General features: G+C 52.1%; 24 protein-coding genes. 11 read left to right on the top strand and 13 right to left on the bottom strand.

All coding sequences use genetic code 11. The features are described 5' to 3' along the window. Positions 1–99: 99 nt before the first annotated feature. Both ugpB and AB3G37_RS23070 read right to left on the bottom strand, forming a co-directional pair. Entirely contained in the window at positions 100–1,416 is a 1,317-nt protein-coding gene (gene ugpB / locus AB3G37_RS23065) for a sn-glycerol-3-phosphate ABC transporter substrate-binding protein UgpB (protein ID WP_009638776.1), read from the bottom strand. 271 nt (positions 1,417–1,687) lie between these two features. Further along, positions 1,688–2,875 (bottom strand): PLP-dependent aminotransferase family protein, encoded by a 1,188-nt coding sequence (locus AB3G37_RS23070; protein ID WP_369789192.1) that lies wholly within the window; start codon positions 2,873–2,875, stop codon positions 1,688–1,690. Positions 2,876–3,153: 278 nt separating this feature from the next. Here AB3G37_RS23070 and panM point away from each other — a divergent pair, with 278 nt between their 5' ends. Next, a complete protein-coding gene (panM, locus tag AB3G37_RS23075; protein WP_369789193.1) occupies positions 3,154–3,540 on the top strand; it encodes an aspartate 1-decarboxylase autocleavage activator PanM in 387 nt (128 codons plus the stop codon). Between the two features lie 116 nt (positions 3,541–3,656). Here panM and rpoH read toward each other — a convergent pair whose 3' ends face one another. The 4 genes from rpoH to ftsY all read right to left on the bottom strand — a co-directional run bounded on the left by rpoH (position 3,657) and on the right by ftsY (position 8,016). Further along, positions 3,657–4,514 (bottom strand): RNA polymerase sigma factor RpoH, encoded by an 858-nt coding sequence (gene rpoH / locus AB3G37_RS23080; RefSeq protein WP_009638773.1) that lies wholly within the window; start codon positions 4,512–4,514, stop codon positions 3,657–3,659. A gap of 319 nt (positions 4,515–4,833) precedes the next feature. Then, the gene (gene ftsX / locus AB3G37_RS23085; RefSeq protein ID WP_009638772.1) at positions 4,834–5,814 is read right to left on the bottom strand and encodes a permease-like cell division protein FtsX; all 981 of its coding nucleotides are present in this window, start codon (positions 5,812–5,814) and stop codon (positions 4,834–4,836) included. Then, a complete protein-coding gene (ftsE, locus tag AB3G37_RS23090; RefSeq protein WP_369789194.1) occupies positions 5,804–6,475 on the bottom strand; it encodes a cell division ATP-binding protein FtsE in 672 nt (223 codons plus the stop codon). The genes ftsX and ftsE overlap by 11 nt, the downstream gene beginning before the upstream one ends. A gap of 5 nt (positions 6,476–6,480) precedes the next feature. After that, a complete protein-coding gene (ftsY, locus tag AB3G37_RS23095; protein ID WP_369789195.1) occupies positions 6,481–8,016 on the bottom strand; it encodes a signal recognition particle-docking protein FtsY in 1,536 nt (511 codons plus the stop codon). Between the two features lie 262 nt (positions 8,017–8,278). Here ftsY and rsmD point away from each other — a divergent pair, with 262 nt between their 5' ends. From rsmD to AB3G37_RS23115, 4 genes are all read left to right on the top strand, one after another. Beyond that, positions 8,279–8,902, top strand: a complete 624-nt coding sequence (gene rsmD / locus AB3G37_RS23100; protein ID WP_369789196.1) for a 16S rRNA (guanine(966)-N(2))-methyltransferase — start codon at positions 8,279–8,281, stop codon at positions 8,900–8,902. Then, complete coding sequence (locus tag AB3G37_RS23105) at positions 8,892–9,167, top strand: DUF1145 family protein (RefSeq protein ID WP_009638768.1); 276 nt, start codon at positions 8,892–8,894, stop codon at positions 9,165–9,167. Before rsmD ends, AB3G37_RS23105 begins: the two co-directional genes overlap by 11 nt. 280 nt (positions 9,168–9,447) lie before the next feature. Next, entirely contained in the window at positions 9,448–10,074 is a 627-nt protein-coding gene (locus AB3G37_RS23110; RefSeq protein WP_369789197.1) for a lysoplasmalogenase, read from the top strand. 158 nt (positions 10,075–10,232) lie between these two features. After that, entirely contained in the window at positions 10,233–12,584 is a 2,352-nt protein-coding gene (locus tag AB3G37_RS23115) for a zinc/cadmium/mercury/lead-transporting ATPase (protein WP_369789198.1), read from the top strand. Positions 12,585–12,657: 73 nt separating this feature from the next. On the opposite strand, the gene tusA is transcribed toward AB3G37_RS23115, so the two are convergent. Beyond that, the gene (gene tusA / locus AB3G37_RS23120; protein WP_369789199.1) at positions 12,658–12,903 is read right to left on the bottom strand and encodes a sulfurtransferase TusA; all 246 of its coding nucleotides are present in this window, start codon (positions 12,901–12,903) and stop codon (positions 12,658–12,660) included. A gap of 366 nt (positions 12,904–13,269) precedes the next feature. Here tusA and AB3G37_RS23125 point away from each other — a divergent pair, with 366 nt between their 5' ends. From AB3G37_RS23125 to glpT, 3 genes are all read left to right on the top strand, one after another. Beyond that, on the top strand, positions 13,270–13,959 hold the full coding sequence (locus AB3G37_RS23125; RefSeq protein ID WP_009637834.1) for a 7-cyano-7-deazaguanine/7-aminomethyl-7-deazaguanine transporter: 690 nt from the start codon (positions 13,270–13,272) through the stop codon (positions 13,957–13,959). Between the two features lie 106 nt (positions 13,960–14,065). Next, a complete protein-coding gene (locus AB3G37_RS23130; protein WP_009637835.1) occupies positions 14,066–14,635 on the top strand; it encodes a DcrB family lipoprotein in 570 nt (189 codons plus the stop codon). 311 nt (positions 14,636–14,946) lie between these two features. Then, complete coding sequence (gene glpT, locus AB3G37_RS23135) at positions 14,947–16,299, top strand: glycerol-3-phosphate transporter (protein ID WP_369789200.1); 1,353 nt, start codon at positions 14,947–14,949, stop codon at positions 16,297–16,299. An 82-nt stretch (positions 16,300–16,381) separates the two neighbouring features. On the opposite strand, the gene yigL is transcribed toward glpT, so the two are convergent. Together yigL and pldB are read right to left on the bottom strand one after the other, a co-directional pair. Continuing rightward, positions 16,382–17,191: a sugar/pyridoxal phosphate phosphatase YigL gene (yigL, locus tag AB3G37_RS23140; protein ID WP_369789201.1), complete on the bottom strand. Its 810-nt coding sequence runs from the start codon at positions 17,189–17,191 to the stop codon at positions 16,382–16,384. A 48-nt stretch (positions 17,192–17,239) separates the two neighbouring features. Further along, positions 17,240–18,232, bottom strand: a complete 993-nt coding sequence (pldB, locus tag AB3G37_RS23145) for a lysophospholipase L2 (protein WP_369789202.1) — start codon at positions 18,230–18,232, stop codon at positions 17,240–17,242. Positions 18,233–18,377: 145 nt separating this feature from the next. Between pldB and rhtB the strand changes: the two genes are divergently transcribed. Beyond that, positions 18,378–18,998, top strand: a complete 621-nt coding sequence (gene rhtB / locus AB3G37_RS23150; RefSeq protein WP_369789203.1) for a homoserine/homoserine lactone efflux protein — start codon at positions 18,378–18,380, stop codon at positions 18,996–18,998. Between the two features lie 216 nt (positions 18,999–19,214). On the opposite strand, the gene rhtC is transcribed toward rhtB, so the two are convergent. From rhtC to pldA, 3 genes are all read right to left on the bottom strand, one after another. Further along, positions 19,215–19,844, bottom strand: coding sequence for a threonine export protein RhtC (rhtC, locus tag AB3G37_RS23155; protein ID WP_009637841.1), 630 nt, complete (start codon positions 19,842–19,844; stop codon positions 19,215–19,217). A gap of 57 nt (positions 19,845–19,901) precedes the next feature. After that, entirely contained in the window at positions 19,902–21,734 is a 1,833-nt protein-coding gene (gene recQ / locus AB3G37_RS23160) for an ATP-dependent DNA helicase RecQ (RefSeq protein WP_369789204.1), read from the bottom strand. A gap of 87 nt (positions 21,735–21,821) precedes the next feature. Beyond that, positions 21,822–22,700, bottom strand: a complete 879-nt coding sequence (pldA, locus tag AB3G37_RS23165) for a phospholipase A (protein WP_009637843.1) — start codon at positions 22,698–22,700, stop codon at positions 21,822–21,824. A gap of 209 nt (positions 22,701–22,909) precedes the next feature. On the opposite strand from pldA, the gene AB3G37_RS23170 reads away from it, so the two are divergent. Then, complete coding sequence (locus AB3G37_RS23170; protein WP_369789205.1) at positions 22,910–23,392, top strand: thioesterase family protein; 483 nt, start codon at positions 22,910–22,912, stop codon at positions 23,390–23,392. Between the two features lie 25 nt (positions 23,393–23,417). Then, on the top strand, positions 23,418–24,356 hold the full coding sequence (gene rarD / locus AB3G37_RS23175) for an EamA family transporter RarD (RefSeq protein ID WP_369789206.1): 939 nt from the start codon (positions 23,418–23,420) through the stop codon (positions 24,354–24,356). Here the strand turns inward: rarD and AB3G37_RS23180 are convergent. Beyond that, on the bottom strand, positions 24,353–25,408 hold the full coding sequence (locus AB3G37_RS23180) for an AbrB family transcriptional regulator (RefSeq protein WP_369791019.1): 1,056 nt from the start codon (positions 25,406–25,408) through the stop codon (positions 24,353–24,355). The two genes, rarD and AB3G37_RS23180, sit on opposite strands and share 4 nt — an antisense overlap. Positions 25,409–25,470 lie beyond the last annotated feature (62 nt).

The following is a 25,470-nucleotide window of genomic DNA, read 5'->3' on the forward strand; positions in this document are numbered from 1 at the left end:
AACGATGGCGTGACCAAACTGTTCAAAAGAACAATGCGTAACAACGGCTGTCGAGATTCATTGTTACGCACTGCCCTATTGATTTGGCAACGGTCGTTGTTATTGCTTAACAGAGGCTTCAAAACGGCGCAGCAGCAGGTTACCGCGCTGTACTGACTCATCAAGCGCCTGTTTTGCCGTCTTCTGGCCGCTCCATACGCCTTCCAGCTCTTCATCTACGATGGTACGGATTTGCGGCATGTTGCCCAGACGCAGGCCTTTGGTAAACGGCAGCGGCGGTTTGTTCATCATCTGGCGAGTTGCAACGTCAGAACCTGGGTTCTTGTCATAGAAGCCCTGCTGTCTGGTCAGCTCATAGGCGGCAGTGGTAACCGGGAGATAGCCCGTTTTTTGATGCCATTCCGCGGCAATTGCCGGAGTTGTCAGGAATTGCAGGAACTCGGCCACGCCTTTATAGGTCGCATCATCCTTGCCTTTCATCACCCACAGGCTGGCACCACCGATAATGGCGTTCTGCGGCGCGCCTTTCACGTCAGCGTCGTAAGGCATCATGCCTACACCATAGTTGAATTTGGCATACTGACGAATATCGGCCAGCGAGCCAGATGAGGCGGTAGTCATCGCGCAATCGCCGTTGTAGAACTTGGCAGTAGACTCATCCTGACGACCAAAATAGGTGAACTCACCTTTCTTGTTCATATCTTCCAGAAACTGAATGTGTTTGATCTGCTCTGGCTTGTTAAATTCCAGAACTGCGTCGGTGCCGTCGAAACCGTTATTTTTGGTCGCCACTGGCAAACCGTGCCAGGCGCTAAAGTTTTCAATCTGGATCCAGCCCTGCCAGCCGCTGGCATAGCCGCACTTCATGCCGGCCTCTTTCAGCTTGGCGGTGTCCTGCTCCAGCTCTTGCCAGGTTTTTGGCGGCTGATCGGGATTCAGACCCGCTTTCTTAAACGCGTCTTTGTTGTAGTACAGCACCGGCGTGGAGCTGTTGAACGGCTGAGACAGCAGACGACCCTGAGAGTCTGAATAGTATCCGGAAACCGTTGGCACGAATTGGGAAACGTCTTCTTTCAGGCCCGCGTCAGCGAACACTTGATAGACCGGCTTGATCGCTTTACTGGCCATCATGGTCGCGGTGCCCACTTCATAGACCTGCAAAATCGCCGGAGCGTTGCCGGTGCGATAAGCAGCAATACCGGCAGCCAGATTCTGGTCGTATTTGCCTTTATAAACAGGAACAATTTTTACGTCAGGATGCGTTTGGTTAAAACGATCGGCCAATGAGTTGACCTCTTTGCCTAACTCGCCGTCCATGGAATGCCAGAAAGGAATTTCCGTGACGGCCAGAGCGTTGGCGCTGAAAGCCAGCATCAGTGCTGCACCCAGAGCCGATTTTTTTAAATTGTTAAACATGCCTGTCTCCTGAATTCTGCCGGTGTTTGAATTTGTAATTGCAGAGAAGTAATGGAAGTTAAAAAACTTTTTTATTCGGGAGCTAACATGACACGGCTAAATGACAGAAAAATAACCGTTAAATGACAATAACGTGACAGCAGAGTGAAACGCAGATGACGGGAAGATGGCAAAAAAGAAGCGCATCGGGTTAGCGATGCGCCTTAAGTTATTTATCAGTTTGCACTAAGGTTAACCGCCTCAGTGAGACAGCCAACCTGTTATCTCGGTTTTACAGCGCGCGTTTCAGGCGGGCAACGGCTTCATGCAGCTGCTCTTCTGTCGCGGTGGCGAAGGAGATACGGAAAGTCGAGTAATCCGGATTATCCGAGAAGAAGAACTCGCCCGGCACGAAGACTACGCCCTGCTCGAGGGTTTTCTTCATCCATTCGGTACAGTTACGCGGCTCGCGGAATCGCGCCCACAGGAACATACCGCCTTTAGGATATTCGAAGGTCAAAACGTGGCCAAGCTCGCGTTCCAGTAACTCGGCCAGTAGGCTGCATTTCTTTTTGTAGGCAGCACGGATAGTTTCAATCTGCTTATCCAGTCGACCCAGCCCCAAATAATATTCCGCTACAGTTTGCGACAGTGAGCTAGCGTGCAGGTCGGCGGCCTGTTTGATGATCGCCACTTTATTCAACAGCCATTGCGGCATGATAACCCAGCCAAGACGCAGGCCCGGTGCCAGAATTTTGGAGAAAGTTGACGTGTAGATGATGTTATCTGCATGGCCGTATTGAGCATGCGAAAGCTCGTAAAGGGTCGGCAGGCGCTCGTCCGTGAAACGAAGCTCGCCATACGGGTCATCTTCAACGATCAGGAAATGGTGCTCGGCGGCCAGTTTTACCAGCTGTTCGCGACGCGCCAAACTCAGCGTCACGCCACTTGGATTGCCAAAGGTCGGTACTAAGTAAACGCCTTTGATTTTTCGGGTTTTCAGCACTTCGGCCAGTTCGTCAACCTTCATGCCGTCGCCGTCAGAACCAACGGATACCAGATTTGCTTCAGCCAGTTCCAAGGTTTGCAGCGCGGCCAAATAAGTTGGGCGCTCAACAACGAACACGTCATCCGGGTTAACCACCGCGCGCATCACCAGATCGAGCGCCTGCTGGGATCCGGCGGTCACTACGATATCTTCCGGCGTGGCAACAATGCCGCGACCTTTGCACAGCTCGGCAATGCCGACGCGCAGTCCGTGACTGCCTTCAGTCAGGCCGTATTGGAATGCTAGCTCAGGCCGCTCGGTAATCGCCAGTTGGGTAGCTTGCGCCAAACCTTCAAAATCGAATAGCGCCGAAGAAGGAATACCTCCCGCCAGTGAAATAACGCCTTCCATTTGGCTTTGCTTGAGCAATTCCCGAATAGCCGAACTCTTGAGCCTGGTCATGCGGGCGGCGAGTAAACCTTCTGTGTTCATTTAATGTTCCCGGTCGTGTGCAAAATTGATAAGAATGTGAGCAAAGTTAATTTATAGATAAACAAAAAACCGCAAAGCACTTAGCGTGCGGTTTAATAGATTTAACACAGATTTTTTTGGAATCAACAATCTTTATCACACTAGCAGGCAAGCGGCACTCGCTGCGCTGGGTAAGCAGCTTACCAAACGCAAATTTCCTTGAAAAAAGTCAGGTAACGAATCTGGGGTGATCAGGTAAACTGTCACCGTCCTTTTTCCCTAAAAATCTGCATCTCATCATGAAATTAACCATTGAAAGACTCGACGCATTAACTGATCAGGATAAAATTGATTTAGCCAAAATCTGGCCGAATCAACAGGTCTCCGATTGGCAAAGCGAGGGCGATCTGAAGATAATTTTTGCCGCTCGTTTTAATGATCGCCTGCTGGGTGCAGTAAAAGTTTTTATTAGCGGCAAGGAGGCTGAATTAAACGATTTATGCGTGCGTGAAGTCACCCGCCGTCGCGGTGTCGGGTTGTATTTGCTGGAAGATTTGCAGCAACAGTTGCCTGAAGTGCGGGATTTCTCAATGCAGGCAGTGGCTGATAAACCGGCCTTAGACGCTTTTATGCGCGCCTGCGGATTTGAATTAATAGCAGACGGCTGGCATAAAACACGGCATTGATTCTGCGAGTAATTTTTATCTCAAGCGGCAAGGCGACTGTTTTTTCGGCAAATTGTAGGTATAAAAAAAGCGACCTCAAGGTCGCTTTTTACTTTGCATTTGTCTGTATTATCGCATCAGGCTTCGATCGCTGTGCGCAGCTTTTTCATCGCATTCTTTTCAAGCTGACGGACACGTTCGGCGGAAACACCATACTTGTCGGCCAATTCTTGCAGCGTCGACTTGTTGTCGTCGTCGAGCCAGCGGGCACGAATAATATCCTGGCTACGCTCGTCCAGACCTTCCATTGCGAAAGTCAGTTTATCGGCGGCGTTACTTTCCCAGTTATCTTCTTCGATGCTTTCAGCAAAGTCAGAGCTTTTATCCTGCAGATACAGCATCGGTGCCATAGCCTGACCATCGCGCGGCTCTTCGTCCGGCGTTGGATCAAAGGTCATGTCCTGCGCTGCCATGCGGGATTCCATTTCCAGCACGTCTTTGCTGGTTACGCCAAGTTCACGCGCAACATGCTCGACTTCTTCATGGCTGAACCAACCTAAACGCTGTTTATTTTTGCGCAGGTTAAAGAACAGCTTACGCTGAGCTTTGGTGGTCGCGACCTTCACGATACGCCAGTTACGCAGAACGTATTCGTGGATCTCGGCTTTGATCCAATGCACAGCGAAGGAAACCAGGCGTACGCCGACTTCTGGATTAAAACGGCGAACCGCTTTCATCAGGCCGATGTTGCCTTCCTGGATAAGGTCAGCCTGTGGCAAACCGTAACCTGAATAATTACGAGCGATATGAGCGACAAAGCGTAAGTGAGACAGGATCAGATGCTTGGCCGCTTCCAGATCACCCTCGTAATGCAGCCGTTCAGCCAGCGCCCGCTCTTCCTCTGCCGTAAGCATAGGATAGGCATTGGCGGCCCGAACATAGGCTTCCAGGCTACCTTGGGGGACTAATGCTAAAGTTTGCATTTCTTTGGTCATTAAAGCCTCTCTAATGTGACGTAAGAAGGTTTTACACAACGTTGCCGTGGAATGAATACCGACGGATACAGTTCAACGAAGAACCACTCACATTTGCTGCTAATTTGACCCTGAATCTCGTTCAAAGTTCATTCTTAGCGCCTTCTCGGCCCAATGACTTTATGCGAGGTAAAGGGGAAATGATTGGGAAATTGTGCTTACCGGGGAAGAACAAGTTAAGGTCCTGATTATAAGGATCCTTTGACGCAGAGTATTAATATGGGGATCTTCCCTTGCAGCACAATCCGCAGCTACAAGGGAAGAGTATAACAAAAAAATCTTACTGTGGTGTAAATCGTCGTAAATGTTGTACGGTTGCCAGGTAAGCGGCGATCCAGCCAATCATTGCCGAGATCAGCAGCAGCAGCAGGCTTTCGTCCCAGCCAAGGCCGTGCAGAACAAAGGTCGTGCCGAACACCGATGCCACCTGGGTAACCACGGTTTCCAGACGCCACACCAGCCCTTCGGAAAGGATCAATGACAGCACCGCGCCGCAGAAGCCCAACATTGCTCCGCCGTTAAGGAAAGGTCGCAGAATGAAGCCGTCGGTGGCACCAATTAGCTTCATCACGTTGATGGTATCGCGGCGGCTGAAAATGCTCAGGCGTACGCTGTTACCAATGACCAGGAACACGGCGACTATCATCAGCACGCCGATCATAGAAGCAATTTGCCCCACCAGCCCTGTTAGCGCAGCAAGACGTGCAAACCAGCTGTCATCCATGCGGACTTGCTCAACGCCCTGAACCGCAGCAATGCGATCACGCAAAGTGCTCAGCGTCTTGGAATCCTCAAAATTCATTTTCGGCGTAACAATCGCCAAAGCAGGCAATGGATTCTGTTCCAGCATATCCAGCGCGCCGCCAAAACCTGACCAGTTGCGGAACTCACTTAACGATTCTTCACGGGACAGATAATTGACTTTATCGACCCCAGCTTCGGCCTTCAGCTGTTTGATTACGTTGAGAGCGCCGTCATCGTCCAGCGATTTATCAATAAACACAGTCAATTGCGGCGTCGGATACCACTGCTCGGCTGCCTGACTAACGTTTTTCCATACTAGATAGCAAACGCTCGGCAGAGTCAGCGAGATGGCGATCACCATGATCGTTAACAGTGTGGCCAGCGGCTGGCGCAACATGTCACGGATGGTGTTGCTCCAGGCATAGCGCCACTGCTCGCGGAAACCGCCCTGCAATGATTTACTCTTCGATTCAGGGGTGCTCTTGGCCTTCCTGACCGGTTTTGGACTATTCGCCATAGTACGCGCCTCCGGTCATTCTTCCCTGACTCAAAGTCAGCGTGCGATAACGTCGGCTGGCAATCAGCCCCATGTCATGGGTTGCCATCAACACAGTTACGCCGACACGGTTAAATTCTTCAAACAACCGCAAAATCCCCTCCGACAGCGCTTCGTCCAGGTTACCTGTAGGTTCATCGGCCAACAGTACCGCCGGTTTATTCACCACGGCACGAGCGATGCCCACGCGCTGCTGCTCGCCGCCGGACAGCTGGATAGGGAAATTTTTCGCCTTGTCCAGCAGCCCGACTTTGTCCAGCGCGGCAGAAACGCGACGGCGAATATCTTCACCGCTGGCACCAGCGATAATCAATGGCATAGCCACATTGTCGTAAACGGTTCTATCCAGCAGCAAGTGGTGATCCTGGAAGATCATGCCGATCTGACGACGCAGGAACGGCACCTCGCGACTTTTCAAGCGGCTAATATCATGTCCGCCAAACAGGATATTTCCTGCACTCGGGCGTTCGATACCGCAAATCAGTTTCAACAGTGTACTTTTACCGGCTCCAGAATGGCCGGTCAGAAACGCCATCTCTCCCTGCTGAATATGAAAATCGACGCCTTGCAGCGCCTGTCGCCCGCCTAGATAAGCTTTACTGACCTGTTCAAAGCGAATCATCCGTATTAATCCTCTCGGGCAAAAAGTGCCTCAATAAAATCGTCAGCCTTAAACGGCCTTAAATCTTCGATACCCTCACCTACGCCGATGTAACGGATAGGGATCTCAAACTGGTCGGCGATAGCGAAGATCACGCCGCCCTTGGCGGTACCGTCCAGCTTGGTCAAGGTGATGCCCGTCAGACCGACTGCTTCGTTAAACAGCCTGGCCTGGCTCACCGCGTTCTGCCCAGTACTGGCATCCAGCGTCAGCATAACCTCGTGAGGGGCGTCTTCGTCCAGTTTTTTCATGACCCGGACAATTTTCTTAAGCTCTTCCATTAAATGGGATTTATTCTGCAAACGGCCCGCAGTATCGGCGATTAGCACGTCAACTTTGCGTGATTTGGCTGCCTGAATCGCGTCGAAAATCACCGAGGCAGAATCAGCGCCGGTATGCTGGGCAATCACCGGAATGTTGTTGCGCTGTCCCCACACCTGTAGCTGTTCGACCGCCGCTGCACGGAAGGTATCGCCCGCCGCCAGCATTACCGATTTACCTTCGGCCTCAAACTGGCGCGCCAGTTTACCGATGGTTGTGGTCTTACCGACGCCGTTAACACCGACCATCAGGATGACATACGGGGTTTTCCCGCCAACATCCAGCGGCTTATCAACTTTAGCCAATATTTCAGACATTTCTTCCTTCAGCTTGCTGTAAAGCGCTTCAGCATCTTTCAACTGCTTGCGGCTGGCATGCTCGGTCAGGGAAGTAATGATTTTACGGGTAGTTTCGACGCCGACATCAGCGATCAGCAGCTGTTCTTCCAGCTCCTCGAACAGCTCGTCATCAATTTTCTTGCCGCGGAACAGGCCAATAAAGCCGGAACCTAAATTCTGCCTGGTTTTAATCAGGCTGCGTTTAAGGCGCGCAAAGAAGCCTTCTTTGGTTGGACGCTCCTGCTCGGTCTGCTGTTCCAGCGCAGGCAGGCTGACCAACGGCTCTTGTGCGACCGGTAAATCCTGCACTTCAGGCACGTCGTGCTCTGGCTGGATCACTGCCTCGGGCAGATGTTGGTGCGCGGCAACCTGCTCGGTGACTTCAACGATTTCCTGTGCCAGCACTTGTGAAGTCGGCTCAACCTCTTTTATCGGCTCGACGTCAATGATCGCTGGCTCGGCTTCGGGCTGGTGCTCTGCAATTGCAGGCTCGACTTCCGGCAGACTTTCAATAACCTCAGGCTCTGCAACTTCAGGTTCTATGACACTAGACCCTACAGTCTCGGATTCTATAACCACAGGCTCGACGTGCTGAGGCTCAGAAATGATTTCGTGGGCTTTATCAACGATTTCTGCTTCGGCGACTGCGGCAGCGTCCCATTCTCCGGCGTGCTCTTCGCGAGGAGCTTCATGATGCTGTTCAGAAGCTAAGTGCGCCTCGGCTTCGGCAAGTTCTACCGGCTCAACGGGCTGCTCAAGTTTTTCTGCATCTTGCGGCTGTTCTTCTTCCTTGCGACCACGTCCAAACCAGGAAAGAAAGCCGCGTTTTTTCTCTTTTGCCATTTTACAACTTCACTCCACGCCGTTAATTCTCGACGAACGGATTATTAATAGGGTAATAACCTAGCAGTCTATCACTTTCCCTTAAACGCAACACGCCTGAGTGATGAATTCACTGCTCATACAATCAACTACGCGCCGAACCGTTACGCAAGAGAGGGATAAATGTTTGCCCAAACGTGCCACACCGGTAGAATAGCCCTCCAAACCGTGTTCTGAACACCCACGACGACATTTATACAACCAGAATTTATACTCAAAAACTATGGCAAAAAAACCGCAAACCCCGGCTGCTGGCCAGATCCGCCTGATTGGTGGGCAATGGCGTGGACGCAAGCTACCGGTGCCGCACAGCCCAGGACTGCGCCCGACAACAGATCGGGTGAGAGAAACATTATTTAACTGGCTGGCCCCGGTAATTCAGGGTGCGCGTTGCCTGGACTGCTTCGCCGGCAGTGGCGCGCTGGGTATCGAAGCCCTGTCGCGCTATGCGGGCAGCGCCACGTTGCTGGAATTCGAAAAACCGGTAGCTCAGCAACTCGAGCGTAATCTCGCGCTGCTGAATGCGCAGCAGGGTCAGGTGATTAACGTTAACACCATGAATTGGCTAGCTAAAAGTGGTACGCCCTATGACGTGATTTTTCTCGATCCACCTTTTCGCAAAGGCATCCTGCAAGACACGCTCGGATTACTCGACGCAAACGGCTGGTTGGCTGATGAAGCCTGGATTTACATTGAATCAGAAGTGGAACACGGCCCGATCCTGGTGCCCAATGGCTGGCGTCTACATCGCGAAAAAATAGCCGGACAAGTTGCCTATCGTTTATATCATCGCGACGTTACGCCAGACGCGGACACCTCGCCACAGGAGCAGTCAGATGTTGATTAATTTTGGTCGTTTACTGATGCTTTGCATCTGGATTTTCTTGCTGTCGAACATCGTGCACCCGTTCCCTAAACCGATGAGATATTTCCTCGACGTGGCGATGGTGTTTATGTTCTTCATGCACGGGATTCAGGTCATGCTGCTTAAAGCCACGCAGGCCAAAGATCAGCCTAAGATTGGCGGCTGGCTCGAGCTGCGAATTTTCCTGTTCGGCGTATTTGAACTGCTGGCCTGGCAGAAGAAACAGCCGCCGCTGCCGAAAAAATAAATGACTACGGCGACTCTGTCGATGACTAAGGTGATTGTGTTGCCTGTCAGAGTCGCTTATCGCCATCGCATCTTTCATCCCCAGCACGGCGCGATTTAGCTAGATAAAAGTTAAACCAACCTGTCTAAATCCCCAGTTTATTTCACTAAAGCAATTTTAAGCCTGTTTTAAGATTGTCGGGCCCCCCGTGCCTCTCCTACACTGAAAGGATGTGGTGGAGCGGGAATTGCTCCTCTGTTTTGGCAGTTCTTTGCTTTCTTTGAATAGATAAGGACAAACAATGAGTTGGCCGTTTATTGCTGTATTTCTTTCTGCCTGGCTGTATGTCGATGCTCGCTATCGGGGGCCGCGCTGGCAAGGTTGGCTGTTTAAACCTGTTACCCTGCTATTGTTGATGCTGCTCGCGTGGTTAGCGCCGGTGATTTCCACCAATGGCTACCTGATTGAAGTGGGCCTGCTGGCAACGCTGATTGCCGATGCGCTGCTGCTATTGCCTAAAGAGCGCTACCTTTACGCTATCGGGGCATTTTTCCTGTCGCACTTGCTTTACACCCTGAGCTTCGCCAGTCAGATGAGTTTTGTATACTACTGGCCGCTACCCGTCGTGCTCTTCGTCATCGGCCTGGTTTTGCTGGCAACGATCTGGACCCGACTCGAAGAAATGCGCTGGGCGATTATCACTTTCATGGTTATGACGTTAATCATGGTATGGGTCGCCGGCGAGCAATATTTCTTCCGTGGCACTAACGCAGCCTTCGCAGCACTTTGCGGCGCGATCCTGTTGCTGGTCGCCAATATCGTCTGGATGGTCAGCCATTACCGCTACAAATTCCGCACGGCAGACGCCATTGTTGCCGCCTGTTATTTCGGCGGCCACTTCCTGATTGTGGAATCACTGTATCTGTAACGCCTTCTGCCCCCTTTAAATAATTGAAATTATTAGCGTAAAAATTATTTAAAGGGGGCGTTGGGCATCGGCCTGTACTTTTACCTTGACCCTGGAGTCCACTCCAAGGTGTACACTCCTGCAATCAGCGTTCGAAGACGCTATTCAGGAGAGTTTATATGTCTACACATCAACATTCTTCCAGCTGTGGCGGGAGCTGTAAAAGTTCGGCCCCTCGCACGACGACGTTTAAGCAAATTAGCCGTATCAAACCTGTTGGCCCGCATCCGGCTGATTGCTGTAGTGATTCTGCGCCTCTGGCCGCCTCATCCTGCTGTACTTCAACCCCACCCAGTGGGCACTCACACTCGCACAACCACGAGGCTTGCAACAGTGATGATAATGAAGGCGGTGATGAGGAAAGTCCCAGCACGGCTCAACCCGGTACACAGCGTTTAAGCTGGTTAGTAACGGGTATGGATTGCCCTAGCTGTGCGCGCAAGATTGAAAATGCCGTCGGCGGCCTGGCCAATATCAGCAAGGCCAAAGTACTTTTCGCAACCGAAAAACTGGTGGTTGATGCCCCTCACAACCTCTCGGCTGAAAGCCTTTCCCTAAAAATCACTCAGGCCGTTGAAGCCGCCGGTTTCACGCTGATCGAGCCAGAATCCCCCGCTGCTGCAGCGCCCTCCTTTCTGCGGGAAAACGCCTTACTGATTGGACTGATTGGACTGATGCTGCTGAGTAGTTTACTCAATCAGTTTACGCCGCAGTTTGGCAAAATCGCCTTTACTCTAACTACGCTGGTTGGCCTGTGGCCGGTGCTGCGTCAGGCAATTCGTCAGACTCGCAGCGGCACGCCGTTTGCCATTGAAACCCTGATGAGCATTGCTGCAATTGGCGCGCTGTTTATTGGTGCCACCGCCGAAGCAGCGATGGTTCTGCTGCTGTTTATGGTCGGTGAAAAGCTTGAAGCCTTTGCCGCCAGCCGCGCGCGCAGTGGTGTCAAAGCCCTGATGGCACTGATCCCCGAAAGCGCCCAGAAAATGGTCGCGGGTAAATTGCAGACGGTGCCAGTTGCCAGCCTGCGCCCTGATGATGTTATTGAAGTCTCGGCCGGTGGCCGTTTGCCGGTGGATGCCGTATTGATGCAGGCCGCTGCGAGCTTTGATGAAAGCGCGTTAACCGGCGAGTCCGTTCCGGTCGAACGCCAGCCCGGCGAAAAAATTCCGGCAGGCAGCCTGTGTGTTGATGCGGTTGCGCAGCTCAACGTGTCTTCTGCGCCGGGCAAAAGTGCCATCGACCGCATTTTGCAGCTGATTGAAGAAGCAGAAGAACGCCGCGCACCCATCGAGCGTTTCCTCGATACCTTTAGCCGTTATTACACTCCGGTTATCATGCTGATGGCGCTGCTGGTGATTATCATCCCGCCGCTGGCGATGGGTTTAGCTTGGGAAACCTGGATTTATCGCGGGCTGACGCTGCTGCTGATTGGTTGCCCTTGCGCGTTGGTGATTTCAACCCCAGCCGCGATTACTTCTGGACTGGCGGCGGCAACACGTCAGGGAGCGCTAATAAAAGGCGGTGCCGCGCTCGAACAGCTGGCGCTGGTTGAGACTATTGCATTGGACAAGACAGGCACGCTGACCGAAGGCAAACCAGAGGTCACCGACAGTATCGCATTAGCCGATATTTCGGTATCGCAGCTGCTGGCAATGGCCGCAGCCGTGGAGGTCGGCTCGCATCATCCGCTGGCCAAGGCGATTATCGAAGCTGCCACGGCGCAACCGCCTTTGACTGCCGAACGTCGTCGAGCACTAGCTGGTGTGGGCGTTGAAGGTTGGGTACACGAAAAACGGGTATTGGTCGCTGCCCCCAAACATTTGCCTGAAAATACCTTGACGGCCACAGTGGTTGCGCAAATTACCGAGCTGGAGTCGATGGGTAAAACCGTCGTCGTGATTGTTCAGGATGAGCGCCCGGTTGGGCTGTTGGCGATGCAGGACAAACTGCGGGCGGACGCTATCAGCGCGTTGGCGGACCTTAAACGATTGGGAATTGAAACGGTGATGCTGACCGGCGATAACCCGCTGGCCGCACAGAGTATTGCCGCCAAACTGGGCATCGACTTCAAGGCAGGTCTGCTTCCGGCAGATAAAGTACGTGCAGTGGCCGAGCTTAGCCAGAACCGGGTTACAGCAATGGTAGGTGACGGCATCAACGATGCACCGGCGATGAAGGCCGCGCGTATAGGTATTGCGATGGGCAGCGGCACCGACGTGGCGCTGGAAACTGCCGATGCGGCCCTGACTCACAATCGCCTCGGTGGTCTGGCACAGATGATTGAGCTTTCACGAGCAACGCGGGCTAACATCCGCCAAAACATCACTATCGCTCTGGGTCTAAAAGGGATTTTCCTGGTGACGACGCTGATTGGATTGACCGGTCTTTGGCTGGCGGTATTAGCAGATTCGGGGGCAACGGCCTTGGTCACGGCCAATGCGCTGCGGTTACTCAGGAAAAAATCATAAAATAATCAGGTCAGAATGCTGGACTGTTTAAAATCTAAAAGCACTGGCGTGGTTATGCGTCGGTGCTTTTTTATTACAACCCTTTTTTCAGCAGGTAGCGATAAGGCAGCTGTTCAGTGTCAGAGGCTACTAAGGTGTGTTCCATAAAACGGCAGAAGCCAGGAATATCGCGGGTAGTTGCCGGATCGTCGGCCAAAATCAGCAGGGTTTCACCGTCGTTCATTTTACGCACGGTTTTGCGCACCATCATTACCGGCTCCGGGCAACGCAGGCCGAGCGCGTCTAACTGGTGGTCGGGATGGTCAAATACGTCGTTCATGGTGGCGGTTTCCCCTTTCTGATTCACCCTGTTTAAGCCGCGACAGTTTAACTCGCAATTTAAACGACGCAAGCGATGTTGTACCCCAAAGCCCTTGGCGCTGTAACAAGGCGGCAAGCGAGTGAATCCCGATGAGCTTGCATTTAGTAAGTGATTCGGGTGAAAGAGCGAAGCCAACGATGTTACAGCGTCAAGGGGGCAGGATAGTGTTGCGCAAACGAGGTGGGAAGGATAGTATGCGCGCCGCGGTAGCAAATTCGCCGTTTTTAGTACAATATTTAGCCCGCACAGCACTCGTCGCATAGGGCAAGATGCAGCAGGCGTTATTGGGTTCCCTCACCCCAACCACTAAAAAGGTCACAATTTATGTATTCCTTTACAGCTCAACAGCGGTTTTCCGCGTTGATATGGCTTTCGCTATTTCATATCGCCATCATTACTTCCAGTAATTATCTGGTGCAATTACCTGTCTCCATCTTTGGTTTTACTACCACTTGGGGCGCTTTTACCTTTCCGTTTATCTTCCTGGCAACCGATCTGACGGTGCGTATTTTTGGTGCTCCCCTGGCGCGGCGGATTATTTTATCGGTGATGGTGCCTGCGCTGGTGATTTCATATTTCATCTCCGCGCTGTTTTATCAGGGAAGCTGGCAGGGCTTTGCTTCGCTGAGTAGTCTCAACGTTATGGTGGCGCGCATCGCAACCGCCAGCTTTATGGCTTACGTGTTGGGGCAAATCCTTGATGTACAAGTGTTTAACCGCCTGCGTCAGCGCAACAGCTGGTGGGTAGCGCCCACGGCGGCAATGTTCCTCGGTAATATCAGCGATACTCTGGCGTTCTTCTTTATTGCTTTCTATAAAAGTAGCGATGCGTTTATGGCCCAGCACTGGGTTGAAATTGCACTGGTAGATTACAGCTTCAAATTGCTCATTTGTCTGATTTTCTTCCTGCCGATGTACGGTATGCTGCTCAACGTCCTGCTCAAGCGCCTGGCGCAATCAGGTAAAGGCGAACCCGTAGCGTTTCATGACGACACAAAAGCCGCCAATATCTGACTTGCTTTTCGCCCGTGAATAGGTTGCCATAAAGGCCGTGAAGTCAATAATCTACATCCGTCACGCGTTGGCGGATGTAAGGTGCGTGAAACTTAAAGGAAGCCCTATGCACAAATTAGCCAAGTTTATGGGAATAACGCTGCTGGTTGCCGGTTTGGCGGCCTGCGATGGCAAAACTGATGATAAAACAGCATCAGCAGACAAGGGCGCAACGCCAGCCGCTGCGGCTGCCGCAACTAAGCAAATTAGCCTGCTGGATGGCAAACTCACCTTTGCATTGCCAAACGGCATGAGTGACCAAAGCGGCAAGTTGGGTACTCAAGCCAATAACATGCACGTTTATGCCGATAAATCCGGGCAAAAAGCAGTGATCGTTATTCTCGGCGATTCCACACCAGACTCGCTGGAAGTTATTGCCAATCGACTGGAACAGCAGCAGCACGATCGCGATACCAACCTGCAAGTTGTGACCAATAAATCGATCCAGGTAAATGGTCAAACTCTGCAACAGTATGACAGCGTGATCAACTCTGCCGGTTCAAAAGCCTATTCTTCTATTGTGTTGGCGAAAATTGACAACCAGCTGATGACCATGCAAATCACCCTGCCTGCCGACAATCAGCAACAGGCACAAACTGATGCCGAAGCGATTATCTCAACGCTTAAAGTTCAGTAATATTAGCGGCAATAAACGCGGAGCCTGCCTCCGCGTATTTCGTCCTTAAAATCCCGCCTATTTTCAACACACCCTCACATTTCGCGCAAAATCGAACGTAAATGCGCATATAAATCCTTAAAACGTGATCTCATCCCGCCAATTCATGCGCATTAATATTTCAAAGTGTTAATAAATCCGGCAGAATCGCCCCGACAGTCATATTTCTGCAACATTACTGTCATAAAGCAGATTCCATCTTCGTGTGTCGGATCCGTAGGATGCTCGTTATGGAACATTTCAATACCTATGGAAAGCACCTCGGAGGCATCATGCTTAGTATTTTCAAACCGGCCGCGCATATCGCGCCAGTGGACGATACGCACGTCGATCCACTCTACCGCCGCCTGCGCTGGCAGATATTTATCGGCATTTTCTTTGGTTATGCGGCCTACTATCTGGTGCGTAAAAATTTTGCTCTGGCGATGCCGTATCTGGTTGAACAGGGATTCTCACGCGGCGATCTTGGGCTGGCGCTGTCAGGCATTTCCATCGCCTACGGTTTCTCCAAATTTATTATGGGTGCGGTCTCCGATCGTTCTAATCCCCGCGTTTTTCTGCCTGCCGGGCTGATCTTATCCGCCGTAGTGATGCTTTTTATGGGTTTCGTGCCCTGGGCAACGTCAAGCATTGCCATCATGTTCGTATTGCTGTTCCTTTGTGGCTGGTTCCAGGGCATGGGATGGCCGCCATGCGGACGAACTATGGTTCACTGGTGGTCACAGAAAGAGCGCGGGCGCATCGTTTCAGTATGGAACTGTGCGCATAACGTCGGTGGCGGCATTCCTCCCCTACTGTTTCTGCTCGGCATGGCGTGGTTTAACGACTGGCACGCCGCGCTGTACATGCCGGCATTTGCCGCTATCGCGCTGGCAATTTTTGCTTTTGTAATGATGCGCGATACCCCGCAATCCTGTGGTCTGCCGCCTATCGAAGAATATAAAAACGATTACCCGGCCGATTATGACAAAGCTTCGGCCGAGCAAGAACTGACGGCAAAACAAATCTTTATGCAATACGTGTTGCCCAACAAGCTGCTGTGGTACATCGCACTGGCCAACGTATTTGTTTACCTGCTGCGTTACGGCATTCTCGACTGGTCACCGACCTATCTTAAGGAAGTGAAGCACTTTGCACTCGATAAGTCTTCCTGGACCTATTTCCTCTATGAATATGCCGGGATACCGGGCACTCTGCTTTGCGGTTGGATGTCAGACAAAGTGTTCAAGGGCAATCGCGGGGCCACTGGCGTGTTCTTTATGACGCTGGTGACAATCGCCACTGTGGTTTACTGGCTTAATCCCGTGGGAAATCCCGGCGTGGATATGGCCTGCATGATCACCATCGGCTTTCTGATCTACGGGCCGGTAATGCTGATTGGCCTGCACGCGCTGGAACTGGCACCGAAAAAAGCAGCAGGAACGGCGGCTGGTTTTACCGGCCTTTTTGGTTATCTCGGAGGATCGGTCGCAGCAAGCGCGATTGTTGGTTACACGGTGGACTATTTCGGCTGGAATGGTGGGTTTATCGTGATGATCGGCGGCTGTGTGCTGGCGGTGATTTTGCTCGTAATGACTATGCTGAGTGAAAGCAAACACAAAGCGGAACTGGCTAAACGCAGTTAGTCATAAAAAAATCAGATAATGAGCCGGAAAAACAAAGGGCCGCGAGTTGCACAACTGACGGCCCTTTTTCGTAAGCGAAGTATTAACGCTCGCTGTTCAGATACATTTTACGCAGGTAATGCGGCACGGCGTCGTCGGCGTTGGAGCCGATAATTTCCGCCTCCGGCATCGCCGCTTTTAGACGCGGCAGTGAACCGCTCATCAAACAGCCTTTACCCGACATGTTTAGCATCTCAAGGTCGTTCATGCCGTCACCAAAGGCGATACAGTCTTTCAGAGTATAGCCCATCAGCCTGGAAACTTCTTCCAGCGCGTGGCCTTTCGACACGCCACCGGCCATCACTTCCAGACATACCGGCAGCGAGAAGCTGACATTGACCCTGTCGCCCCAGCGCGCGTTAATCGCCTGCTCCAGCGGGATCAATTTTTCGTGATCGTCGCAGGTAAAATACACCTTGGCAATACCGTCAGTTTCCAGCAGGCCCGGCTGATAGATCTTGTACTTGAAAATCGATTCTTTGAAAAAGTCTTCCTGATCGCGACGATCGCGATTCATGTGCCAATCGTCGTTGCGGTATACATTGGTCAGAATATCGGGATTTTCGTGGACAATGGCGAAGAGATCTTCGGCGATATCCGGGTCGAGATTATGGCTAAAAATCAATTCGCCGTCGGTGTTGTGTACGCGCGCACCGTTGGAGGTGATCATGTACGCGCTGATGCCCAGAGCATCGCGCATCTGTGCAACGTCAATGTGATGACGTCCGGTGGCAAACACAAAGTGAATATCCCGCTGGGTTAATAGTTGCAGGGTCTCTTTGGCGAAAGGGCTCAGGGAATGATCGGGTGACAGCAGCGTGCCATCTAAATCGGATGCAACAACATGATACATAACGTTAGGTTCTAACCTCTGATGGAGTTGTGCGCGGTAGGCCGCGGTTTAAGTTCGTCGCGCATAAAAGCGCATGATGGCGTCTAACGCCTTTGCCCGCATATCGTCCCGCTCGAACAGGATCTCATGGCGTGCGCCTTCGATAACCAGCGGCTTACCCCCAACGCAGGGGTGTCCGGCAATGGCCATGGCCTGACAAAAAGCAGCATGCGACCTGTTATCGACAACGTGGTCTTCACCTGCCTGCAATAACAACAGTGGCGTAGTAATATTTTTGGCTTGTTCCAGAATCTTGACGCCTGCCTGAATGCTTTCGCGCACCCAATGGTAGGTCGGCCCGCCCACCCGCAACTCGGGATAATCGGCATAAAAACGCTGATTACGACGATAGCGCTCGCGGCTGTGGGTCAGGCGATTGACCACAAACGGCAGTGGCCGCCAGGTGCCGGTACCCAGTGCGTAATTATTACGATAAAGCGGACGCCGTTCAGCCCAGTTAAGAATATTGCGCGTTAGCCAGTCCGGTGTGCGCAACGAAATTCCTGTCATCGGTGCGCAAAGCACTGCTGCATCGAAGTTTTTAGGTTCACTGGCTAAAAACAGTGCCATGATCGCGCCACCCATCGAATGAGCCAGCGCAAACTTTTTAGCATAATTGCGCGGAGCGATCTCGAGCTTATAAAAGGTCGATAAATCTGACACGTAGTCGTCAAACTTGTCGACATGCCCCAAGTGCGGATCTTTAAGTAATCTTCCTGAACGGCCTTGGCCACGGTGGTCAAGAATCATGACGTCGTAGCCACAGTTAAACAAATCGTAGGCCAGCTCAGGATATTTTACGTAGCTTTCGATACGCCCGGTGGATATAAAAATGACTTTGTTATGACGAGCGGAGCAGAAACGCACGTAGCGGATCGGGACGTTATCAACCCCGTTAAACTCGGCTTCTTCGCGTGTGCGCCAGAAATCCAGCAAGGGTCCGGTAGCAAAGGCTGAAAAGCCGTATTCTCGCGTTAACCAGCGATCGTAATTTGATGGCATCGACTGTCCCAGAACAAAAATACCGCGTGGAGAAATAAGTTGTTTTCAGGCCGTAGCGCATTAATAAGCAATAGCGTATTGTGCCACAAAAAGACGGTTCTCAATAGATTTCAAGCTGCAGAGTCAGCATTAAGGAAGAAGTAAAATGACAGTAGATTGGTGGCTGACGTATCTGCTCACAACCTCGATTTTAAGCCTTTCACCGGGTTCTGGTGCCATTAACACCATGAGTACCGGTATCAGCCACGGTTATCGCGGTGCGGTCGCCTCTATCTCCGGATTACAGCTCGGCCTGTCGATTCATATCGTGCTGGTGGGTATCGGTCTTGGCGCGCTGGTGTCACAGTCGCTGCTGGCGTTTGAAATTCTGAAATGGTGTGGGGCGGCGTATCTTATCTGGTTGGGGATCTGCCAATGGCGCGCAGCGGGAGCTATCGACATGAACGCGCTGGCCAGTAGTATGCCGCGCCGTCGTTTGTTCAAACGCGCGGTGCTGGTCAATCTTACCAACCCAAAAAGCATCGTGTTTCTCGCCGCGCTGTTCCCGCAGTTTATCGTTCCACACCAACCGCAAGTTGCGCAGTATCTGGTGCTGGGAGTTACCACTGTCGCCGTCGATATTATCGTGATGATCGGTTACGCCACGCTGGCAAAACGCATTTCTGGCTGGATAAAAGCGCCAAAGCAAATGACCCTGCTCAATCGCATCTTCGGCTCGCTGTTTATGATGGTTGGGCTGCTGCTGGCAACGGCGCGGAAAATTTGACGACAGCGAAGAAGGCCCGTTTTATCCCTATGATGGACAAAAACTCACTCACCATGGTGAGGCTATTCCTGAAAGCGCGATTTGGAGCGGGCATCCGAATAAAAAGTCATTGGAGTGTGGTATTAATCGCCGAAGATAAACGAAAAATAGCTGCTTTAGTCACTTAATAATGCAAAAAACCGCCATCGGCGGTTTTTTATTACATGACGTTGAAGATTAGCGGGAAATAATCAGGTGGATACCGATACCCGCGAACAGCACGCCCGCTACGCCATCAATCCACTTGGCTAAGCGCTGATAACCTCGGCGCATCACTGGCAGAGCGAACACCATCGCGACTACCGAGAACCAGGCCAGCGTTTCGAGACTGATCAACGCAAACAATCCCCAACGCTCGCCATTGCCGACGCTATCGCCAACGAACAGCGAGAAGATACTGCCGAAATAAATAACCGCTTTCGGATTAGAAAGATTGGTCAGCAAACCGCGCATAAAGGTTTTACCGCGCTTGGGCAAGATTACCGGCTGAATCTCGGATACGCTTTCACCCGCCGCTTTTTGCGCCCGCGCAGACTTCAGCAGTTGCCAGCCCATCCAGCAAAGATACAGCCCGCCGCCCACGGTAATGATTTGATGCAGCCAGGCCATTTTTTGCAGCAAAAGGTGCAGGCCCATTAATGCGACGGCGGCCCAAACCAGCACCCCCAGCGTAATGCCAAACACGCCCATCATTGCCTCTTTGCGCGAGCGGCTCATTGCCGTCTGAGAAACAAAGAAGAAGTCTGGCCCCGGCGACATCAATGCTACGAGATGCACGGCGGCAACGGTTAAAAACAGAATTAACATGATTTACTGCTCCTCTTTACGCTGACTTATTTGATTATTGACGGTCGGGCATTGTACTCATTCGTCGTCGTTATCAATGTGATCGCGGATCAATGCCATAAATGGACGACCAAATTTTTCAAGCTTGCGCTGGCCAACCCCGGTAATACCAAGCATTTCGCCGGGGCTGACTGGCAGCTGTTCGGCCATTTCCAACAGCGACGTGTCGTTAAATACTACGTAAGGTGGAACGTTTCCTTCATCCGCAAGGGTCTTACGCAGCTTACGTAGTTTGGCAAACAGCTTGCGGTCATAGTTGCCACCATAGGTTTTCTGCGTGTTGGTGCCGCGAATTTTAAGTGTTTGCAGGCGCGGAACGGCCAGCTGCATCGCTATCTCGCCGCGCAATACCGGTCTGGCAGCCTCGGTGAGCTGCAACGCGGAGTGCATGGCGATATTTTGGGTAATCAGCCCGAGGTGAATGAGCTGGCGCACCACGCTTATCCAGTGCTCATTGCTTTGCTCGCGCCCCATGCCGTAAATCGGCAACTTGTCATGGCCGTATTCGCGGATACGCTGATTGTTCGCCCCACGCAGCACCTCAACGATATAGCCTAAGCCAAAGCGCTGGCCGACACGATACACGCAGGACAGCGCTTTTTGCGCGTCCATCAGGCCATCGTAGCGTTTAGGTGGGTCAAGGCAGATATCGCAGTTGCCGCAGGCTTCCTGCTTGCCTTCGCCAAAGTAATTCAGTAGCACTAAACGACGGCAGGTTTGCGCTTCGGCAAAGGCGCCCATCGCGTTGAGCTTGTGGCGTTCGACGTCCTGCTGTGGCCCTGCCGGTTTTTCATCAAGGCATCGGCGTAGCCAAGCCATGTCGGCCGGATCGTAAAGCAGTAAAGCTTCGGCAGGCAAACCGTCACGCCCCGCGCGTCCGGTTTCCTGATAATAAGATTCGATATTGCGTGGGATATCAAAGTGCACCACGAACCGCACATTGGGCTTGTTAATCCCCATGCCAAAGGCGACAGTCGCGACCACAATTTGCACGTCGTCACGCTGGAATGCTTCCTGCACCTGCGATCGGCGATCGTTTTCCAAACCGGCATGGTAGGCACCCACGCTGATGCCACGGCTTTGCAGCCGGGCGGCGGTGTCTTCAACCTTGGCGCGGCTACCACAATAAATAATGCCGCTTTTGCCGCGTTGGTCCTGCACGAAACGCAGCAGCTGGTCGAGAGGTTTAAACTTCTCGACCAGAGTGTAGCGAATATTGGGACGATCAAAGCTGCTAACCTGCACCAGCGGGTCGTTAAGTTCGAGCAGGCGCACGATATCGTTACGCGTAGCGTCATCGGCGGTTGCGGTCAGGGCAATCACCGGCAGCTGTGGATAACGCAGTTTCAGCTGGCCGAGCGCGCGATATTCTGGACGGAAATCGTGGCCCCACTGAGAAATACAGTGAGCTTCATCGACCGCCAGCATCGCCGGATTCCACTGTTGCAGCTGCTCCAGGAAATCGCCCATGGTCAGACGCTCAGGGGCGATATAGAGCATTTTAATACGCCCGCTGCGACAGCCAGCCATGACTTCCTGCTGCTGTTCGCGGGTTTGGGTAGAATTGAGGCAACCGGCTTCTACACCGGCAGCCATCAGCTGATCGACCTGATCTTTCATCAGGGAAATCAGCGGAGAGACCACCAACGTCAGGCCATCCATCACCAGCGCAGGGATCTGATAACACAGCGACTTTCCGCCGCCAGTAGGCATCACCACCAGGCAATCTTTACCTGAGATGGCTGCATTTATGATCGTCTGCTGACCCGGTCGAAATTGCTGGTAGCCGAAGGTATCTCGCAACACCTGCTCTGCCAGTAACTCCTTATTTATCACTGCCGCCGTTGACACTCGTTTCCCCAAAATTTATTACACCCGAACACTTCTCCTTGAATAACATGAAGATAGCGTCGGGTTATGCTGGTGCCGATCGGTCGGTCACATCATATCGTTCATCATGATACCAATACCGAAGCGAGTCTGCTTGTGGTTGTAGTCAATCATTGACTCACCGTAGCCACTAAACAGCTGGGTATAGAAGCGCACATGACGAGTAATTGGATAACTCCAACCCAGTTCACCGCTGCCGTAACCGGTGTTCCAGTTATAGTGGCTGGTTACGGTGATAACGCTATCGCCCAGCGCATAGCCGACTTTCACCTGGTAATAACCCATATACTTGGTGATGTCCGGATTATCATCATTACTTTTACTTTCTGGAATACGGTACCAGGGTTTTAGCTCAACTTGCCAGTTGCCATGCTGCGCCATATAACGAGCATACACGCGGTTCCAGCTGCGCGAGGTGGGATCGGCACGACCGTTGGATTCATGGTTGAATCCATACTCGGCCTCGCGCAGAGTCCAGCCAAGGAACTCGTAATCAGTGGCCCAGGCGAGGAATAACTGTGGCTCGTAGTTGGTTTCACGGAAAGGCGAGGACTCTTTACTGTTGGAAATCTGCCACCAGGATCTCTGCGTATAAGACGCACCCAATACTGAGTTATCGCCAGCAATACCGCGCCAGATTGGGAACGCCAGACTCAGCTGGAATTTTAGCTCATCGTGTCTGGCATTGTGGGCCCAGTTATAAGACTGGATCGCCTGCTTGTTGATATTACTGGTGTCAGTATAAATGACATAGTTTGTATCGTAAGGATAAAGCGTAAACGGATTATCGTGTTCCTGGAGCATGTTGGCAATGATGCTGCCGCGCACGCTCGGTGTGTCATGCACGTCCTGAATTTTTGCTTCATCAGCATAGCTGAGTAGCGGTAAAGCCAGCATGGCAGCGCCAGCAGCCCAAGATTTACCCATCCTTTCACCCCAAAAAGTTAATTGCCGCGAATCGGCATAATCAAAAAATGTTGATACATATTGTTAAAAAAACAGGCCATTCTACACACAATTTTAAACCTGTAGAGGATTAGCATAAGTAAGCTAGAAAACAATCACCAGGATGCTTAAAATCAACAATTCATTCACAAAGCAAATACTATCCTCGTCATTCGCTATCAGGAAATGTTATGTCTGCCACACCATTGAGTCACGATGCAGCCCGCCAGCTAATAGGTGAGATTTTTATCTATGACATGCCATTCAATCGCGAGCTTGGTCTAGAACTTTGCCGCCTTGATGCTGGCTATGCCGAGCTGACTTTTCAAAATCAATCGAAGTTAGTGGGCAATGCGGTGCAAAAGATTCTGCACGGCGGCGTGATTGCGTCAGTGCTGGACGTCGCCGCCGGACTGGTGTGCGTTAACAGCGCACTGATCCGCTTTGATAAACCTGAACATCCACTGCTGGAACCGGAACTGCGTCAGCGTTTATCGAAGATGGGCACCATTGATCTGCGAGTTGACTATCTGCGTCCCGGTCGTGGCGAAAATTTTGTAGTAAAAAGCACACTGATCCGCGCTGGAAATAAAGTTTCCGTCGCGCGCGTCGATTTATTCAATGAAACCGCGATTCATATCGCCACCGCCACCGCGACCTATCTGGTTGGCTAGGAACATGAATTAACAGGGAATTGCCATGGATGCCAAAAGAACCCGCGAGGGCGTAATCTTTGCCTTTATCGCCTATTTTATCTGGGGCGTTGCGCCTGCCTACTTCAAGTTGCTGCAACGAGTCCCCGCCGAAGAAATCCTGACCCATCGGGTGATCTGGTCCTTCTTCTTTATGCTGGTGTTGCTGTCAGTCAGCCGAGGCTGGGGCGGCGTGCGCAAAGTGTTTGGCACCCCGATTAAGGTTGGATTACTGTTGGTGAGCGCCCTTCTGGTCGGTGGAAACTGGCTGCTGTTTATCTGGGCCATCAACCATGACCATATTCTCGAGGCCAGCCTGGGCTATTTTATCAGTCCGCTGGTGAACGTTTTGCTGGGGATGATGTTTCTCGGCGAACGCTTTCGTCGATTACAGTGGGTGGCGGCGGTGCTGGCGCTAGCCGGGGTCTTGGTACAGTTGTGGATATTTGGCTCGCTGCCGATTATTGGCCTGGGGATTTCACTGACCTTCGCGTTTTATGGCCTGCTACGCAAGAAGATCGCCGTGGATGCTCAATCGGGAATGTTGATTGAAACGATGTGGCTGCTACTGCCTGCTGCAATTTATCTGTTCTATTTTGCCCACAGTGCGACCAGCAATCTGATTAACAATCCACTGTCTCTGGACCTGTTACTGGCGGCAGCAGGGGTGATCACCACCGTGCCGCTGCTGTTCTTTACCGCCGCGACCTCACGACTGAAATTCTCCACGCTGGGCTTTTTCCAGTATATCGGCCCAACATTGATGTTCCTGCTCGCGGTGCTGTTTTATGGCGAGTCGGTTAAACAATCTCAGTTGGTGACATTCGCCTTTATCTGGGCCGGTTTAGCCTTTTTTATCTATGACGCGGTTCAGCATCAGCGCCAGCAGAAAAACCTCAAGGCGGTAGGCATCGCCACCGCCGAGGCCGTCGAAATCAAAAACTAAGAGGTTGTCGGCGTGGCGCTGCGTGAGATAAAGCGCGCCATTGCAGGGCCAGTGACAATAATGGTCAACAGCCGCAGTGTCTGCATCGCCATTATAAACGAAATATCCACGTGGCTACCGGCTGCGATAATTGCCACCGTATCCAGCCCGCCCGGGCTGGTTGCCAGATAGGCCGTCAGCATGTCGACGTGCAGGATTTTAGTCAGTACCCAGGCCATTGCGCCGCACAGCAAAATCAAACCAATAATCGAGACCACCATCTGCGGCAGCGTGCGCAAAGCCAACTTGAAGATAGGGCGAGTAAAACGCAGGCCTACACTCCAGCCAATCAGGGTATAGGCAATCGCCAACAACCATTCGGGAACTTCTAATAATACCGTGCCTGTAGAGTGCAGGAACGCGCCGACCACCGCCGGGATAAGCAGCGCACCCGAGGGAATACGCAGCTTGGGGGCAAGCCAGACGCCGGCGAGCGCGAGCGCGGGTGTCACCAGAAAGCGCCAGTCCAATGCCGGAAACCATTCTACTGCCGCCGCACCCGTGGCGTGATCGCCCAAGCTTAGCCGCGAGACAATCGCGGCCGCCGTGGCGACAAACAGCACGCGCAAGTACTGCATAAACGCGACTAATCGCACGTCGGCCCCAAAGTCGCCAGCCATTGCCACCATTGCGCTGGCACCGCCCGGAGAAGACCCCCACGCACCGGTCGGACCGGGAAGATCGCTGAATTTCACCAGTAGCCAGCCGGAAAGACCGCTGGCCAGCAGCGTGCAGACCAACACCATCAATACTAAAAACCAGTCGTGCAGCAGCGGCGGTAAAATGGAAGGTGAAAGCGCCTGCGCAATCATACAGCCAATCACGCCTTGCGCGATTTTGAAAAATACGCCTGGAATGCGCACCGTAGCGCCAAACAGGCCCATCACGACGCCGACGATCATCGGCCCCAACAGCAATGCGGCCGGAACATTAAAATATTGAAAGATAAAGCCTAAAATCAGCGACGCGACGACCAGACTACACCACTGGGCGACGGGAGCCATTCTTTCCATGTACATTATTCGAATCTACGTAAAAGCAACAGGAGGCATATTTTTAGCACATTTAGGAAGGG

Origin of the sequence: Rouxiella sp. WC2420 (genome assembly GCF_041200025.1) — a bacterium.
GTDB lineage: Bacteria > Pseudomonadota > Gammaproteobacteria > Enterobacterales > Enterobacteriaceae > Rouxiella.

Coding starts and splice junctions, on each gene's coding strand:
- AB3G37_RS23070 (WP_369789192.1), bottom strand. CDS start 2,875: ATGAACACAGAAGGTTTACTCGCCGCCCGCATGACCAGGCTCAAGAGT.
- AB3G37_RS23125 (WP_009637834.1), top strand. CDS start 13,270: ATGTATTCCTTTACAGCTCAACAGCGGTTTTCCGCGTTGATATGGCTT.
- panM (WP_369789193.1), top strand. CDS start 3,154: ATGAAATTAACCATTGAAAGACTCGACGCATTAACTGATCAGGATAAA.
- AB3G37_RS23110 (WP_369789197.1), top strand. CDS start 9,448: ATGAGTTGGCCGTTTATTGCTGTATTTCTTTCTGCCTGGCTGTATGTC.
- rhtC (WP_009637841.1), bottom strand. CDS start 19,844: ATGTTAATTCTGTTTTTAACCGTTGCCGCCGTGCATCTCGTAGCATTG.
- ftsE (WP_369789194.1), bottom strand. CDS start 6,475: ATGATTCGCTTTGAACAGGTCAGTAAAGCTTATCTAGGCGGGCGACAG.
- AB3G37_RS23170 (WP_369789205.1), top strand. CDS start 22,910: ATGTCTGCCACACCATTGAGTCACGATGCAGCCCGCCAGCTAATAGGT.
- AB3G37_RS23105 (WP_009638768.1), top strand. CDS start 8,892: ATGTTGATTAATTTTGGTCGTTTACTGATGCTTTGCATCTGGATTTTC.
- glpT (WP_369789200.1), top strand. CDS start 14,947: ATGCTTAGTATTTTCAAACCGGCCGCGCATATCGCGCCAGTGGACGAT.
- rpoH (WP_009638773.1), bottom strand. CDS start 4,514: ATGACCAAAGAAATGCAAACTTTAGCATTAGTCCCCCAAGGTAGCCTG.
- pldA (WP_009637843.1), bottom strand. CDS start 22,700: ATGGGTAAATCTTGGGCTGCTGGCGCTGCCATGCTGGCTTTACCGCTA.
- rhtB (WP_369789203.1), top strand. CDS start 18,378: ATGACAGTAGATTGGTGGCTGACGTATCTGCTCACAACCTCGATTTTA.
- AB3G37_RS23180 (WP_369791019.1), bottom strand. CDS start 25,408: ATGGAAAGAATGGCTCCCGTCGCCCAGTGGTGTAGTCTGGTCGTCGCG.
- AB3G37_RS23130 (WP_009637835.1), top strand. CDS start 14,066: ATGCACAAATTAGCCAAGTTTATGGGAATAACGCTGCTGGTTGCCGGT.
- rarD (WP_369789206.1), top strand. CDS start 23,418: ATGGATGCCAAAAGAACCCGCGAGGGCGTAATCTTTGCCTTTATCGCC.
- tusA (WP_369789199.1), bottom strand. CDS start 12,903: ATGAACGACGTATTTGACCATCCCGACCACCAGTTAGACGCGCTCGGC.
- ftsX (WP_009638772.1), bottom strand. CDS start 5,814: ATGGCGAATAGTCCAAAACCGGTCAGGAAGGCCAAGAGCACCCCTGAA.
- rsmD (WP_369789196.1), top strand. CDS start 8,279: ATGGCAAAAAAACCGCAAACCCCGGCTGCTGGCCAGATCCGCCTGATT.
- ugpB (WP_009638776.1), bottom strand. CDS start 1,416: ATGTTTAACAATTTAAAAAAATCGGCTCTGGGTGCAGCACTGATGCTG.
- ftsY (WP_369789195.1), bottom strand. CDS start 8,016: ATGGCAAAAGAGAAAAAACGCGGCTTTCTTTCCTGGTTTGGACGTGGT.
- AB3G37_RS23115 (WP_369789198.1), top strand. CDS start 10,233: ATGTCTACACATCAACATTCTTCCAGCTGTGGCGGGAGCTGTAAAAGT.
- pldB (WP_369789202.1), bottom strand. CDS start 18,232: ATGCCATCAAATTACGATCGCTGGTTAACGCGAGAATACGGCTTTTCA.
- yigL (WP_369789201.1), bottom strand. CDS start 17,191: ATGTATCATGTTGTTGCATCCGATTTAGATGGCACGCTGCTGTCACCC.